Origin of the sequence: Pseudomonas sp. RIT778 (genome assembly GCF_019718735.1) — a bacterium.
GTDB lineage: Bacteria > Pseudomonadota > Gammaproteobacteria > Pseudomonadales > Pseudomonadaceae > Aquipseudomonas > Aquipseudomonas aphyarum.
In genome coordinates this window covers 48,932-63,944 of the sequence record NZ_JAIHBA010000015.1, presented here as the reverse complement: position 1 = coordinate 63,944, position 15,013 = coordinate 48,932, and the positions used below count along the sequence as shown (strand labels likewise).

Here is a 15,013-nt window from a genome sequence, read left to right as displayed (position 1 = left end):
AGAGTGAGTACCTACCCATGTCCTCCACGACCGGCAACGGCAAGGCGATTTTTCGCGTTGTCAGCGGCAACTTTCTCGAGATGTTCGACTTCATGGTCTACGGCTTCTACGCCACGGCCATTGCCAAGACCTTCTTTCCCACCGACAGCGCCTTCGCTTCCCTGATGCTCGCCCTGGCCACGTTCGGCGCAGGCTTCCTGATGCGCCCGTTGGGGGCGATTTTTCTCGGCGCCTACATCGACCGTCACGGCCGGCGCCAGGGCCTGATCATCACGCTGGCCCTGATGGCGGCCGGTACCGTGCTGATTGCCTGTGTGCCGGGCTACGCCACCCTTGGGGTCGCCGCGCCGCTGATCGTGCTGTTCGGCCGATTGCTGCAAGGCTTCTCGGCCGGCGTGGAACTGGGCGGTGTGTCGGTGTACCTGGCGGAAATCGCCACGCCGGGCCGCAAGGGCTTCTTCGTCAGCTGGCAGTCCGCCAGCCAGCAGGCAGCTGTGGTATTCGCCGGCCTGCTCGGTGTCGGCCTCAACCACTGGCTGAGCCCGGAACAGATGGGCGAATGGGGCTGGCGCGTGCCGTTCCTGATCGGCTGCATGATCGTCCCGGTGATTTTCGTCATCCGCCGCTCGCTGGAGGAAACCCCGGAGTTCCAGGCGCGCAAACATCGCCCTACCCTGCAGGAAATCGTCCGTTCGATCGGTCAGAACTTTGGCATCGTCATCGCCGGCATGGCGCTGGTGGTCATGACGACGGTGTCGTTCTACCTGATCACCGCCTACACGCCGACGTTCGGCAAGGCGGAATTGCACCTGTCGGACTTCGATGCGTTGCTGGTGACCGTGTGCATTGGCCTTTCGAATTTCTTCTGGCTGCCGGTGATGGGCGCGGTGTCGGACAAGGTCGGGCGTAAACCCCTACTGTTGGCGGCGACGATTCTGGCGATCCTGACCGCTTATCCGGCGTTGTCGTGGCTGGTGGCGAACCCGAGCTTCAGCCATTTGCTGATCGTCGAGTTGTGGCTGTCGTTCCTGTACGGCTCGTACAACGGGGCGATGGTGGTGGCGCTCACCGAAATCATGCCGGTGGAAGTTCGTACGACCGGTTTCTCGTTGGCCTACAGCCTGGCGACCGCGACCTTTGGTGGCTTTACGCCGGCGGCCTGCACTTATCTGATCCATGTACTGGACAACAAGGCGGCACCGGGGATCTGGCTCAGCGGCGCAGCCGTGTTGGGCCTGATCGCCACGCTGGTGCTGTTCCGTGGCAACAAGCACGAACTGCGCACGGCACAAGCGGCTATCCCCCGCTAAGGCAAAATCGCGCACAAACAAAAACGCCCCGACCTAAGTCGGGGCGTTTTCATTTGCAGCTAAGGCTTAGCGCGGGAACGCTGGCGGGTTTACACCGGCCATGTCTTCCATCACGCGAATCACCTGGCAGCTGTAGCCGAACTCGTTGTCGTACCAGACGTACAGAACAACGCGGTTGTCCTGAACGATGGTCGCTTCTGCGTCGACCACACCGGCGTGGCGCGAGCCCACGAAGTCGGTCGAAACCACTTCCTGCGAGTTGACGAAGTCGATTTGCTTGTGCAGATCGGAGTGCAGCGCCATGTAGCGCAGGTACTCGTTCATCTCTTCACGGGAGGCGGCTTTCTCAAGGTTCAGGTTGAGAATGGCCATCGACACGTTTGGCGTCGGAACGCGGATCGCGTTACCGGTCAGCTTGCCGGCCAGCTCAGGCAGGGCCTTGGCAGCAGCGGTGGCAGCACCGGTCTCGGTGATCACCATGTTCAGCGCGGCGCTACGGCCACGGCGATCGCCCTTGTGGAAGTTGTCGATCAGGTTCTGGTCGTTGGTGTACGAGTGAACGGTTTCGACGTGACCGTTGATGATGCCGAACTTGTCATTCACGGCTTTCAGCACCGGCACGATGGCGTTGGTGGTGCAGGAAGCGGCGGACACGATCTTGTCGTCAGCAGTGATTTCGTTGTGGTTGATACCGTGAACGATGTTCTTCAGCTTGCCCTTGCCAGGCGCGGTCAGAACAACGCGGTCGATACCCGGGCACTGCAAGTGCTGACCCAGGCCATCGGCATCACGCCATACACCGGTGTTGTCCACCAGCAGCGCATCTTTGATGCCGTACTGGGTGTAGTCCACTTCGGTAGGGTTCTTCGCGTAGATAACCTGGATCAGGTTGCCGTTGGCGGTGATGGTGTTGTTTTCTTCGTCGATGGTGATGGTGCCGTTGAACGAACCATGTACCGAATCGCGACGCAGCAGGCTGGCGCGCTTGGTCAGGTCGTTTTCGGCGCCCTTGCGCACCACGATGGCACGCAGACGCAGACCGTCGCCGCCACCGGTTTTCTCGATCAGGATGCGCGCCAGCAGACGGCCGATACGACCGAAGCCGTACAGCACAACGTCGGTGCCTTTGCGTGCCGAAGCGTTTTGCTGGCCAACCACGTCAACCATTTCTTCGCGAACGAACTGCTCGGCGGTGCGGCCGTTGCCTTCGTTGCGGAATTTGTACGCCAGCTTGCCCAGATCTACCGAGGCCGCGCCGAGCTTGAGCTCGCTCATGGCCTTGAGCAGTGGGAATGTTTCGTGGACGGAGAGTTCGCTGTCGTCGGCAGAACGGTGGCGAGCAAAGCGGTGAGCTTTGAGAATCGCGATGACAGACTGGTTGATCAGGCTGCGGCCATAGATCGAGCTCACCACGTTGTTGTTGCGGTAGAGCTGACCGATAAGCGGAATCATCGCTTCTGCGAGTGCTTCACGGTCGATCCATTCACCAAGACACTGGTCGGGCTTCTGAGTCACGGTAACCTTCCACATGTAGGGGCAGAAAAAAGGGGCTACATTATGCCGCCGAGAACCTCTTGTAGCAATGCGCGCTTGTCGCGCAATCGGTAACAAAAATCCGTCCAAAAAAATAACGCTCCCCGCCAGCCCAGTAAAACCGGGGCTTCCAGCGCAGCCATTTTTTCGACGACTGTTAGACGATGTCTGTAACCCTCCGTAACACCACCAACATTTGGCACTACATAACCGTAAAAAAAGCGCTGCTTTTTATGGTTACCACTACATTTTTCCCAAACAGCGCAGATAGACGCATCCTGCAACTGACAGGCGGCACCGGACGCCGCTACAATTACCGACTTTGTCGCAACGCCTGGAGCTCAACCTTCCGTGCCTGTTCTGCGTCTACCGCTTCTCCCTGCCGCGGCAGGTAAACAGCACTGGGGCAACCTCCCCGGTGCCGCCCTGAGCCTGGCGATTGCCGAGGCTGCCAGCGCTGCCAAGCGCTTCACGCTGCTTTTGACCGCCGACAGCCAGAGTGCCGAACGGCTGGAGCAGGAGCTGAGTTTCTTCGCCCCGGATTTGCCGGTGCTGCATTTCCCGGACTGGGAAACCCTGCCCTACGATCTGTTTTCGCCGCACCAGGACATCATCTCCCAGCGCATCGCCAGCCTTTATAGACTGCCGGAACTGGAACATGGCGTGCTGGTGGTGCCGATCACCACCGCCCTGCACCGTCTGGCGCCGACCAAATTCCTGCTCGGCAGCAGCCTGGTGCTGGACGTCGGGCAGAAACTCGATGTCGAGCAAATGCGCTCGCGGCTCGAAGCCAGTGGCTATCGCTACGTCGACACGGTCTACGAGCACGGCGAGTTCACGGTGCGTGGCGCGTTGATCGATCTGTTTCCGATGGGCAGCAAACTGCCTTATCGCATCGATCTGTTCGACGACGAAATCGAAACCCTGCGCACCTTCGATCCGGAAAACCAGCGCTCCATCGACAAGGTCGATTCGGTCAAGCTGCTGCCGGCCAAGGAATTCCCGCTGCAGAAAGAAGCGGTTACCCGCTTCAAGGCGCGTTTCCGCGAGCGTTTCGACGTCGACTTCCGTCGATGCCCGATCTTTCAGGATCTGAGCAGCGGCATCACGCCGGCCGGTATCGAGTACTACCTGCCGCTGTTCTTCGAAGAAACCTCGACCCTGTTCGATTACCTGCCTCAGGACACCCAAGTGTTTTCGCTGCCGGGCATCGAGCAGGCGGCAGAAAACTTCTGGAATGACGTGCGCAATCGTTATGAAGAGCGCCGCGTCGATCCATCGCGTCCTTTATTGCCGCCGGCCGAACTGTTCCTGCCGGTGGAAGACTGCTTTGCCCGCCTGAAGAACTGGCCGCGCGTGGTCGCCAGTCAGCAGGACGTGGAAACCGGTGCCGGCCGCGAACGCTTCCCGGCGCAGGCGCTGCCGAACCTGGCGATCGAAGCCAAGGCCACCCAGCCGCTGGCCGCGCTCTCGGCATTTCTCGACGAGTTCCCGGGACGCGTGCTGTTCACCGCCGAATCCGCCGGTCGTCGCGAAGTGCTGCTGGAGTTGCTGGATCGCCTGAAGCTGCGGCCGAAAACCGTCGACAGCTGGCCGGATTTCGTCGCGAGCAAGGATCGCCTGGCGATCACCATCGCCCCGCTCGACGAAGGCCTGATGCTGGACGACCCGGCGCTGGCACTGGTCGCGGAAAGTCCGCTGTTCGGCCAGCGCGTGATGCAGCGTCGCCGCCGCGAAAAACGCGCCGACGCCAACAACGATGCGGTGATCAAGAACCTCACCGAACTGCGTGAAGGCGCGCCGGTGGTGCACATCGACCACGGCGTCGGTCGCTATCTCGGCCTGACGATTCTGGAAATCGATAATCAGGCCGCTGAGTTCCTGACCCTCGAATACGCCGAGAATGCCAAGCTCTACGTGCCGGTGGCCAACCTGCATTTGATCGCTCGCTACACCGGCAGCGACGATGCACTGGCCCCGTTGCACCGCCTCGGCTCCGAGACCTGGCAAAAAGCCAAGCGCAAGGCCGCCGAGCAAGTGCGCGACGTGGCTGCCGAATTGCTCGACATCTACGCCCGTCGCGCTGCCCGCGAAGGTTATGCGTTTGCCGATCCGAAGGCCGATTACGCGACCTTCAGCGCCGGCTTCCCGTTCGAAGAAACTCCGGACCAGCAATCCACCATCGAAGCCGTGCGCGAAGACATGCTCGCGCCGAAACCGATGGATCGACTGGTCTGCGGCGACGTGGGTTTCGGCAAGACCGAAGTGGCCATGCGCGCCGCGTTCATCGCGGTGCACGGTGGCAAGCAAGTGGCGATCCTGGTGCCGACCACCCTGCTCGCCCAGCAGCACTACAACAGCTTCCGCGACCGCTTCGCCGACTGGCCGGTGACCGTGGAAGTGATGAGCCGCTTCAAGTCGGCCAAGGAAGTGAACGCTGCGGTGGCCGAACTGGCCGAAGGCAATATCGACATCGTCATCGGCACGCACAAGCTGCTGCAGGACGACGTCAAGATCAAAAACCTCGGACTGGTGATCATCGACGAAGAGCACCGTTTCGGTGTCCGTCAGAAGGAACAGCTCAAGGCCCTGCGCAGTGAAGTCGACATCCTTACGCTGACCGCCACGCCGATTCCGCGCACGCTGAACATGGCGGTGTCGGGCATGCGCGACCTGTCGATCATCGCCACACCGCCGGCGCGACGCCTGTCGGTACGCACCTTCGTGATGGAGCAGAACAAGAGCACGGTCAAAGAAGCCTTGCTGCGTGAGCTGCTGCGCGGCGGTCAGGTCTATTACCTGCACAACGACGTGAAGACTATCGAGAAGTGCGCCGCCGACCTGGCCGAACTGGTGCCGGAAGCGCGGATCGGCATCGGCCACGGGCAGATGCGCGAACGCGAACTCGAACAGGTGATGAGCGACTTCTACCACAAGCGCTTCAACGTGCTGATCGCCTCGACCATCATCGAGACCGGCATCGACGTGCCGAGCGCCAACACCATCATCATCGAGCGCGCCGACAAGTTCGGTCTGGCGCAGTTGCACCAGTTGCGCGGTCGCGTTGGCCGTAGTCACCACCAGGCTTACGCCTACCTGCTGACCCCGCCGCGCCAGCAAATCACTGGCGATGCGGAAAAACGCCTGGAGGCGATTGCCAATACTCAGGATCTGGGTGCGGGCTTCGTGCTGGCCACCAACGACCTGGAAATCCGTGGCGCCGGCGAACTGCTGGGCGACGGCCAGAGCGGGCAGATTCAGGCGGTCGGCTTCACGCTGTACATGGAAATGCTCGAGCGCGCGGTGAAGTCGATCCGCAAGGGCGAACAGCCGAACCTCGATCAACCGCTCGGCGGCGGCCCGGAGGTCAACCTGCGGGTGCCGGCGCTGATTCCGGAAGATTACCTGCCGGACGTGCATGCACGCCTGATCCTCTACAAACGCATCGCTTCGGCCACCGACGAGGAAGGCCTGAAGGATCTGCAAGTGGAGATGATCGACCGCTTCGGTCTGCTGCCGGAGCCGACCAAGAATCTGGTGCGCATCACGGCGCTGAAGTTGCAGGCCGAGCAGTTGGGCATCAAGAAAGTCGATGGCGGCCCGCAAGGTGGCCGTATCGAGTTCGCGGCGCAGACGCCGGTCGACCCGATGACCCTGATCAAACTGATCCAGAGCCAGCCAAAACGCTACAAATTCGAAGGCGCCACGATGTTCAAGTTCCAGGTGCCGATGGAGCGCCCGGAAGAGCGCTTTAATACTGTGGAGGCGCTGTTCGAGCGCCTCATCCCGAAAACTGCTTGAAGGACGCCGCATGCGCCTGTTTCGCTCTCTGACTTTGCTACTGACTCTGGTGGCACCTACGGCGTTTGCCGATGACCTGTATCAGGTCGAAATGATTCTGGTACGCCAGAACGCCGTGCCGGCGATTGTCAGCCGCGCCGCACCGGAAGACTGGGCGGCCGGCGCCCAACGCCTGGGTGATGACAGCAAGCGCACCCCGGCGCTGAACGATGTTGTGACCAAACTCACCGCCAGTGGCGAGTACAGCGTGCTGATGCACAAAGCCTGGCAGCAGACTCTCGGCGAGACGCCGGCGAAAGTTGCAGTCAGCGAAGGTCAGGAGCAGTTCGGCCAGTTCCCGATCGAAGGCACGATTGAAATGAAGCTCGGGCGCTTCACTGACGTGAATGCCGACTTCTGGGTCAATCAGATCGACGCCAACGGCATGGTCACCGCCAGCGAGCGCCTGAAACAGGACAGCCACACCAAGAACGGCCAACTCAACTACCTCGACAACGGCCATCTGGCCCTGCTGATCAAAATCACTTCACTGACGGCGCCCGCGCCTCGGGAAGCGCCTGAAGTCGTTCCGGACTGATCGAAGTCCTTATGCCCCCGCCACTGAGTAAACCGCTGGCCTCCTCCTGGGTCAGCCGATTCAAGGAACAAAGCCTGGAGCGTGGCCGCCGCTACGCGCTGGAAAACCGGGTGCGATTCGTGCAGGTCGGCGACGCGACCATTACCGCTAGTTGCGAAGGCTCTGGCGGTAACGTCTACCGTCAGACGATTCACTTGCGCGAGTCAGCCAAAGGCACGCTGCTGATGGTCGACGCCACCTGCACCTGCCCGGTGCACAGCAACTGCAAACACTGTGCGGCGGTGTTGCTGCAAGTGCAGGAAACCCTCGAATACCCCGCCGCCGCCAAGGACGCCGAACTGCTGGAAAAACTCCAGGCCGTGCTGGAAAACCGCAGCCCGAAGGCGCCGCCGCAAGTGCTGGTGGACAACGTGCAGCCGGTGCCGCGCTTGTGGCTGGCGAGCGTCGAGTTCAGCGCGTTCGAACCGCGCAACGGCAAGATGCAGCGTTATATCCAGCATCGTGCGGCACTGTCCTTCAGCTACCTCGACGAATACGTCAGCGGGCAAAAGAACAGCGACATTCTGATTCGCCAGGAAGCCCAGACCCTGCGGGTCAAACGCCACCCGGACATCGAACAGAGCTACCGCGAGCAGCTGCGAATTCTCGGGTTCCGCATCGCCACCCGCCAGAGCAAGGCCCTGCCGGAAAGCGCCGGCGAACTCTACGAGATGGTCAACGACAGCGCCTGGCTGACGTTCACCCTCAACGATCTGCCGAAGCTGCGCACTCAAGGCTGGGAGCTGTTGGTCGACGATGAGTTCGGTTTCGACCTGACCGCCGTCGACGACTGGTACGCCACCGTCGAGCAGACGCCGGAGCGCGACTGGTTCGATCTGGAGCTGGGGATCATCGTCAACGGCGAGCGTCTGAGCCTGCTGCCGATTCTGCTCAATCTGATGCGCTCGCACACGGAAATCCTCAACCCCGAACGCCTTGCCCGGCGACGGGACGATGAGTTGATTTTGGTGAACATTCCGCAACGCAACAGCGAGCACGGACCGTTACAAGTCGCCCTGCCCCTCGGCCGGCTGAAGCCGGTGCTGGCGACCCTTGGCGAGTTTTATTTGCAGGAACCGGGCGAAACCACCCTGCGCCTGAGCAAGGCCGACGCCACGCGCCTGAATTCGCTGGAAGGCATTCCCCTGCTCTGGGAGGGTGGCGAACAGATTCGCAGCTTCGCCCAACGCTTGCGTGATATCCGCGACTACAGCGCCAAAGCACCGAAGGGACTGAATGCAACGCTGCGTCCTTATCAGCTCGAAGGCTTGAGCTGGATGCAGTCGCTGCGGCAACTTGAAGTCGGCGGGATTCTCGCGGACGACATGGGCCTGGGCAAAACCTTACAGACACTGGCGCATATTCTCAGCGAGAAAAACGCCGGGCGTCTGGATCGCCCGTGCATGGTGGTGATGCCCACCAGCCTGATTCCCAACTGGCTGGACGAAGCGGCGCACTTCACGCCACAGCTCAAGGTTGTCGCCTTGTACGGTGCCAGCCGTAAAAAGCATTTCGAGCATTTGGCCGATTACGACCTGATCCTCACCACTTATGCACTGCTGCCCAAGGATGTCGAACGTCTGGCCCAGCAGCCGCTGCATGTACTGGTGCTGGATGAGGCGCAGTACATCAAGAACCCGAACAGCAAAGCCGCCCAGGCCGCCCGTGAACTCAATGCGCGTCAGCGCCTGTGCCTGAGCGGGACGCCGCTGGAAAATCACCTGGGCGAACTGTGGTCGCTGTTTCACTTCCTGCTGCCCGGCTGGCTCGGCGACGTCAAAAGCTTCAACGCCGATTACCGCGTGCCGATTGAAAAGCGCGCGAGCGAAGTCAGACTTCAGCACCTCAACGGTCGGATCAAACCGTTCCTGCTGCGCCGCACCAAGGAACAGGTCGCGACCGAGCTGCCACCGAAAACCGAGATCATCCACTGGGTCGAGCTCAACGAAGCGCAGCGCGACGTTTACGAAACCATGCGTCTGGCCATGGACAAGAAGGTTCGCGACGAGATCACCCGCAAAGGCGTGGCGCGCAGTCAGATCATCATTCTCGAAGCGTTGCTCAAGCTGCGTCAGGTCTGCTGCGATTTGCGCCTGGTCAACGACGCTACCCTGCCCGCTCGCGGCAGCACCTCAGGCAAGCTCGACAGCCTGATGGAAATGCTTGAGGAGCTGTTCGAGGAAGGCCGGCGGATTCTGCTGTTTTCTCAGTTCACTTCGATGCTGTCACTGATCGAGGACGAGCTGAAAAAACGCAATGTCGCGTATGCGCTGCTGACGGGACAGACCCGTGATCGGCGAACGCCTGTGAAGGAATTCCAGAGCGGCAAGCGTCAGATCTTTCTCATCAGCCTGAAGGCTGGTGGTGTGGGCCTGAACCTGACGGAAGCGGACACGGTGATTCACTACGATCCGTGGTGGAACCCGGCGACCGAGAATCAGGCAACCGACCGCGCGTATCGCATCGGTCAGGAAAAGCCGGTGTTCGTCTACAAGATGATTGCCCGGGGCACGGTCGAGGAGAAGATTCAGCACTTGCAGAAGGAAAAATCCGACCTGGCGGCCGGTGTGCTGGATGGGCGCAAGGCCGGTGACTGGAAGTTGCAGAGTGACGATATCGAGGCGCTGTTTGCGCCGTTGCCGGACAAGTTTGAAAAGCGCTGAGATCTTTGTCGGCTATCAGATCGATTCGCGAACAAGCCCGCTCCCACAGGTTTAGCGTGACCTCTGTGGGAGCGGGCTTGCCCGCAAAAGGCTCGACTCAGTTTCTAGCCAGACTCAGCCCCTGAGTACGCGCGCCAACGTCGACTTCACCTTGCCCATGCCATCGTGCAACGCCTGCTCGATCTCTGCCATGGTGATCACTTCAGTGGTCTTGCCCGCCGCCGGATTCACCACCAGCGACAGACAGGCGTAATCCAGATCCAGCTCACGGGCCAGCGCCGCTTCCGGCATGCCGGTCATGCCGACAATATCGCAACCGTCACGCTCCAGACGCACGATCTCGGCCACGGTTTCCAGTCGCGGGCCCTGGGTGCAGGCGTAAACGCCCTGATCGCTGTACTCGCAACCTTCGGCGGCCAACGCAGCAATCAATTGCTGACGCAGCGGTTCGCTGTAGGGAAAGCTGAAGTCGATGTGTGTGACATGTTCCAGATCATCGGCGAAATAGGTGTGCTCGCGACCGCTGGTGTAGTCCACGATCTGATGCGGCACGCAGAAATGTCCGGTGCCCATTGCAGGATGAATCCCACCCACGGCGTTGACCGCGATGATCGCCTCAGCCCCGGCCTGCTTCAACGCCCACAGGTTGGCGCGGTAGTTGACCTTGTGCGGCGGGAAGCGATGCGGGTGACCGTGACGAGCGAGGAATAGCACTTCCTTGCCGGCGTATTCGCCAATCTGGACCTCGGCCGATGGCGCGCCATAAGGCGTATCCACCGCCAGCGACTGACGAATGCTCAGGCCTTCCAGCTGGGTCAGGCCAGTGCCGCCGATGATTGCGTAAACCGTCATAGCGAAAAAATCCTTAATCGATCAGTTGAGCGTCTTTGAGCGCGCCGACAGCGGTCAGCCAGCGCGGATCCTGACGGTATTCGGTGTTGGCGAATGCCTGACCGCGCATGCGTGCGATGCGCGGCGACGGCTTGACCTTCATGCGCTGCGCGGCGCTCAGGGCCAGTTCGGCGGCCGCTCGGTCGTTGCACACCAGGCCCATGTCGCAACCGGCACTGAGCGCGGCTTCGATACGGCTGGCGGCGTCGCCCACTACATGCGCGCCGGCCATCGACAGGTCATCGCTGAAGATAACGCCGTCGAACTGCAGCTCACCGCGCAGGATGTCCTGCAACCAGCGCCGGGAGAAACCGGCGGGCTGCGCATCGACTTGCGGATAAATGACGTGGGCCGGCATGACGGCGGCCAGTTGCTTGCTGAGTCTGGCAAACGGCACGAGGTCGTTGGCGCGAATCTCTTCGAGGCTGCGCTCGTCGTTGGGAATCGCGACGTGCGAGTCGGCTTCCGCCCAGCCGTGGCCGGGAAAATGCTTACCGGTGGCGGCCATGCCGGCGCTGTTCATGCCTTTGATGAAAGCACCGGCGAGTAGCGCAGCACGCTCCGGGTCACCTTCAAACGAGCGGGTGCCGACGACGGCGCTGCGCTGGTAATCCAGATCCAGCACCGGCGCGAAGCTCAGGTCGAGGCCGACTGCCAGCACTTCGGTGGCCATGATCCAGCCGCATTGCTCGGCCAGATACTCGGCGTTCGGGTTGTCAGCGATGGCGCGCATGGCTGGCAAACGGACGAAGCCCTGACGCAGACGCTGAACGCGACCGCCTTCCTGATCGACAGCCAACAGCAAGTCCGGACGAATGGCACGGATCGCCGCGCTCAGCTCGCGCACCTGACGCGGATGCTCGATGTTGCGGGCAAAAATGATCAGGCCGCCCACTTCGGGCTGGCGCAACAATTGGCGATCTTCGGCCGTCAGCCAGGTACCGGCGACGTCCACCATCAACGAGCCTTGCAGGCCAGCAGTCATAGAGATTCCTTGGAAACGAAAAAACCGTCGCCCACGAAATCACCACCTGGGGCATTGCCCGGCGGGTCGGTGATTTCAATGAGAAACGGGTTCAGAACGAGAGTCGACATGGGCGGCTAGCTTAGCGGATGTCAGCTGCCGCGCCCACCCATGGACGGTTAAACCTTGGCAGGTGCCGGCGCGGACTTGCTGCGTGGTCGCAACTGCGCAGTGGCCATGGCCGTGTCGGTGACGCCGGTTTCGGCACGCATGCCGGCTGCCAGGAACGGCACCATCAGACGCATCACCTGTTCGATGGAGGTGTTGACACCGAAATCGGTCTCGGCAATCGCGCGCAAGGCCTTGATACCCGACATGCTGAATGCTGCAGCACCGAGCATGAAGTGCACACGCCAGAACAGTTCGATCGGAGGAATGCGCGGCGCGGCTTCGTTCACCAGCAACATATAGCGACGGAATACCTTGCCGTACATGTCTTCCAGATAACGGCGCAGGTGGCCCTGGCTCTGACTGAATGCCAGACCGAGCAAGCGCATGAAAATCGATAGATCGTTGCCGCTACGTGGCTGCACCACCAGCGCTTGCTCGACGAGAATTTCCAGCAGCTCTTCGAGCGAAGGCTTGTTCTCTGGCTTGGCCTGGCGGCGCTCCAACTCTTTGTCGAGGCTGATGCAGAACGGACCGAGGAAGCGCGAGAAAACCGCCTGGATCAGCGCCTTCTTCGAGCCGAAGTGATAGTTCACCGCAGCGAGGTTGACCCCTGCCTTGCTGGTGATCAGACGCAATGAGGTTTCAGCGAAACCTTTTTCCGCGAACAGCTGTTCTGCAGCATCAAGAATGCGTTCAACGGTTTCCGACTGGGCCATGGCTACTCCGCCTGACAAACACTTGTTTGAAACATACGTTTCAGCCTATGCCTTGTCAAGCCTGCCAGTTCGTTTTGGGAATGGTCGGTCAGTTATTTAACCACAACAAGGACGCCACATTAATCGACGTCGTCACTGACCGTCCGGCGGCATGGCAAAAAACGATCATTGCCAAGACTGCTTCACTGTATATAATCCCAGTCACTGTATAAAAAGACAGAGCGATCAATATGCTTAAGCTGACGCCACGCCAAGCCGAGATTCTGGCCTTTATCAAACGCTGCCTCGAAGACAACGGCTACCCGCCGACCCGTGCGGAAATCGCTCAGGAACTGGGTTTCAAGTCGCCCAACGCGGCCGAGGAGCATCTCAAGGCCCTCGCCCGTAAAGGCGCGATCGAGATGACTCCCGGAGCCTCTCGCGGCATTCGCATTCCTGGCTTCGAAGCCAAGGTCGACGAATCCACCCTGCCGATCATCGGTCGAGTGGCTGCCGGCGCGCCGATTCTCGCCCAGCAGCACATCGAAGAGTCCTGCAACATCAACCCGGCCTTCTTTCATCCGCGCGCCGACTACCTGTTGCGCGTCCACGGCATGAGCATGAAGGACATCGGTATTTTCGACGGCGACCTGCTGGCGGTTCACACCACCCGCGAGGCACGCAACGGTCAGATCGTGGTTGCCCGGATCGGCGACGAAGTCACCGTCAAACGCTTCAAGCGTGACGGCAGCAAAGTCTGGCTGATTGCCGAAAACCCCGAGTTCGCCCCTATCGAAGTCAACCTGAAAGACCAGGAACTGGTCATCGAAGGCTTGAGTGTCGGCGTCATCCGCCGCTAAAGGAGGCTTTATGCAGTTCCCACACGCACCTCAGCAAACACAACTGCCGTTGTTCGAAGCGTTTCTGGCGCAACCCATCGCCCCCATCCTCAAGGATGTCGTCGAGCGGCCGTGGAATACCGAACCCGAAGCGTTCAGCGAGCTGTCACTGCGCGGTGCGGCCGGGAACTGCCTGAGCCTGCTGGCACCGATTCTTCGCGAACTGAGCGAGGATCAGGACGCACGCTGGCTGACCCTGATTGCACCGCCTGCCAGCCTGACCCAGACCTGGCTGCGGGACGCTGGATTGAATCGCGAACGCATCCTGCTGTTGCAACCGCGCGGCGCCCAAAGCGCTCAGCAATTGGCCTGCGAAGCATTACGCCTGGGCCGCAGCCACACAGTCGTCACGTGGCTGAATCCATTGAGCGCAGGATCACGGCAACAGCTGATCAGCGCCGCCCGTACCGGGGACGCTCAAAGCCTGAACATTCGTTTGGGGTGATTCAGCAACAATGCGCGCCATGTAAAGCGCAGGGCTTCTCCAGGGATAGAGAAGCCGATCTGGAGCAGTAACTGACAGACAGCGGATCAATGAAGAACCCGCGGCCCCTCATCCTTATCGAATTCGCCTTCAACCATACGCCCCGCCATTTGCACGCCGACGCTCAACATCGCCTTGGCAATTTCAACGTGCTGGCCTTGCAGAAACGCCTTGGCATCCTCGGAGAAATCCAGAGTTACCAGAGAACCCTCGTCCTCGGCCCTGCGCAGTTCGATTCGGCCGTCTGGTAGCTCGACAATTTCTAGAAAGGACGTTGGCATATAGGTCTGTTCTCCACGAAAGGCAGGGATTATATAGACATCATTCAGGCTTCGCTCGGGATCTTGACCAGCAGCACGCCTCTCGTCGCCGCCAGTCCACAGTTCCTCAGCACTCGTTCAAGCCTTCACGGAAACGGATCGCCAGCCCCTTGAGGTTCTGCCGCCAGCTCTCGAGCTCTTCGCGGCTCAGCTCTTCAACCGCCTCTTCTTCATCCAGATTCACCGCCTGAATTAACGGCTGCGTCACATCGCCCTTCGGCTTGTGTGGCACCCGTGGCGGCTGAAACAGCGCCGAGTGCGCGGCCAGCAATTTAGCCAGCCAGGTCTCCGGATTGCCTGCCAGCTCGATCATCTCCGCCAGCTCAGGAATGGCAATCGACTCCAGCACTTCGCGGGTCAGCAGAGTTTCCGCCCGCGACGCATTGGCTTGCGGCAAACGATAGAAGCCGGCGATTTCATGACACAGCCCCAACAACGCACCGTAGAGATGAAACAGTGCGGATTCGCGCCCGGCCTGAATCAGCGCCAGCGAGTTCATCGCCCGCCCCTCTTCGGCCCTGGCCAGCGCTTCCAGCGACAAACCCGCGAAATAGATCTTCTGATTGGTACGGGTATAAAGTTCGTGGGCCATGTCGGCACTCTCCACAACGAAATAATTGCTTCACACAGGCCGGACAGTGTCATGGATCAGCCGATCTGACCGCA

12 protein-coding genes are annotated in these 15,013 nt (G+C 60.7%); 6 read left to right on the top strand and 6 right to left on the bottom strand.

Translation table 11 applies throughout. The features are described from left to right. The first annotated feature begins 17 nt into the window (after positions 1–17). Positions 18–1,310, top strand: coding sequence for an MFS transporter (locus K5E37_RS11555; protein WP_221533873.1), 1,293 nt, complete (start codon positions 18–20; stop codon positions 1,308–1,310). Positions 1,311–1,376: 66 nt separating this feature from the next. Here K5E37_RS11555 and K5E37_RS11550 read toward each other — a convergent pair whose 3' ends face one another. Beyond that, entirely contained in the window at positions 1,377–2,840 is a 1,464-nt protein-coding gene (locus tag K5E37_RS11550; RefSeq protein ID WP_221533872.1) for a glyceraldehyde-3-phosphate dehydrogenase, read from the bottom strand. Positions 2,841–3,194: 354 nt separating this feature from the next. Here K5E37_RS11550 and mfd point away from each other — a divergent pair, with 354 nt between their 5' ends. Genes mfd through K5E37_RS11535 form a run of 3 tightly spaced genes read left to right on the top strand, consistent with a single transcriptional unit; the run spans position 3,195 to position 9,923 of the window. Continuing rightward, complete coding sequence (gene mfd / locus K5E37_RS11545) at positions 3,195–6,644, top strand: transcription-repair coupling factor (RefSeq protein ID WP_207983437.1); 3,450 nt, start codon at positions 3,195–3,197, stop codon at positions 6,642–6,644. Between the two features lie 10 nt (positions 6,645–6,654). Next, entirely contained in the window at positions 6,655–7,221 is a 567-nt protein-coding gene (locus K5E37_RS11540; protein WP_007953029.1) for a CsiV family protein, read from the top strand. A gap of 11 nt (positions 7,222–7,232) precedes the next feature. Next, positions 7,233–9,923, top strand: coding sequence for a DEAD/DEAH box helicase (locus K5E37_RS11535; protein WP_221533871.1), 2,691 nt, complete (start codon positions 7,233–7,235; stop codon positions 9,921–9,923). A 114-nt stretch (positions 9,924–10,037) separates the two neighbouring features. Here K5E37_RS11535 and K5E37_RS11530 read toward each other — a convergent pair whose 3' ends face one another. The 3 genes from K5E37_RS11530 to K5E37_RS11520 all read right to left on the bottom strand — a co-directional run bounded on the left by K5E37_RS11530 (position 10,038) and on the right by K5E37_RS11520 (position 12,665). Continuing rightward, positions 10,038–10,775 carry an S-methyl-5'-thioinosine phosphorylase gene (locus tag K5E37_RS11530; protein WP_221533870.1) on the bottom strand — a complete coding sequence of 246 codons (738 nt, stop codon included), beginning with the start codon at positions 10,773–10,775 and terminating at the stop codon, positions 10,038–10,040. 13 nt (positions 10,776–10,788) lie between these two features. Further along, a complete protein-coding gene (gene nagZ, locus K5E37_RS11525; RefSeq protein ID WP_169432674.1) occupies positions 10,789–11,787 on the bottom strand; it encodes a beta-N-acetylhexosaminidase in 999 nt (332 codons plus the stop codon). A gap of 170 nt (positions 11,788–11,957) precedes the next feature. Further along, positions 11,958–12,665 (bottom strand): TetR/AcrR family transcriptional regulator, encoded by a 708-nt coding sequence (locus K5E37_RS11520; protein ID WP_007953037.1) that lies wholly within the window; start codon positions 12,663–12,665, stop codon positions 11,958–11,960. 230 nt (positions 12,666–12,895) lie between these two features. Here K5E37_RS11520 and lexA point away from each other — a divergent pair, with 230 nt between their 5' ends. Beyond that, positions 12,896–13,504 carry a transcriptional repressor LexA gene (gene lexA / locus K5E37_RS11515; protein ID WP_007953044.1) on the top strand — a complete coding sequence of 203 codons (609 nt, stop codon included), beginning with the start codon at positions 12,896–12,898 and terminating at the stop codon, positions 13,502–13,504. Between the two features lie 10 nt (positions 13,505–13,514). Beyond that, positions 13,515–13,988 carry an SOS-induced cell division inhibitor SulA gene (sulA, locus tag K5E37_RS11510; RefSeq protein ID WP_085608209.1) on the top strand — a complete coding sequence of 158 codons (474 nt, stop codon included), beginning with the start codon at positions 13,515–13,517 and terminating at the stop codon, positions 13,986–13,988. Positions 13,989–14,074: 86 nt separating this feature from the next. Here sulA and K5E37_RS11505 read toward each other — a convergent pair whose 3' ends face one another. Both K5E37_RS11505 and K5E37_RS11500 read right to left on the bottom strand, forming a co-directional pair. Then, a complete protein-coding gene (locus tag K5E37_RS11505) occupies positions 14,075–14,308 on the bottom strand; it encodes a hypothetical protein (RefSeq protein ID WP_007953047.1) in 234 nt (77 codons plus the stop codon). Positions 14,309–14,414: 106 nt separating this feature from the next. Next, entirely contained in the window at positions 14,415–14,939 is a 525-nt protein-coding gene (locus tag K5E37_RS11500; RefSeq protein ID WP_085608208.1) for a DUF6586 family protein, read from the bottom strand. Positions 14,940–15,013 lie beyond the last annotated feature (74 nt).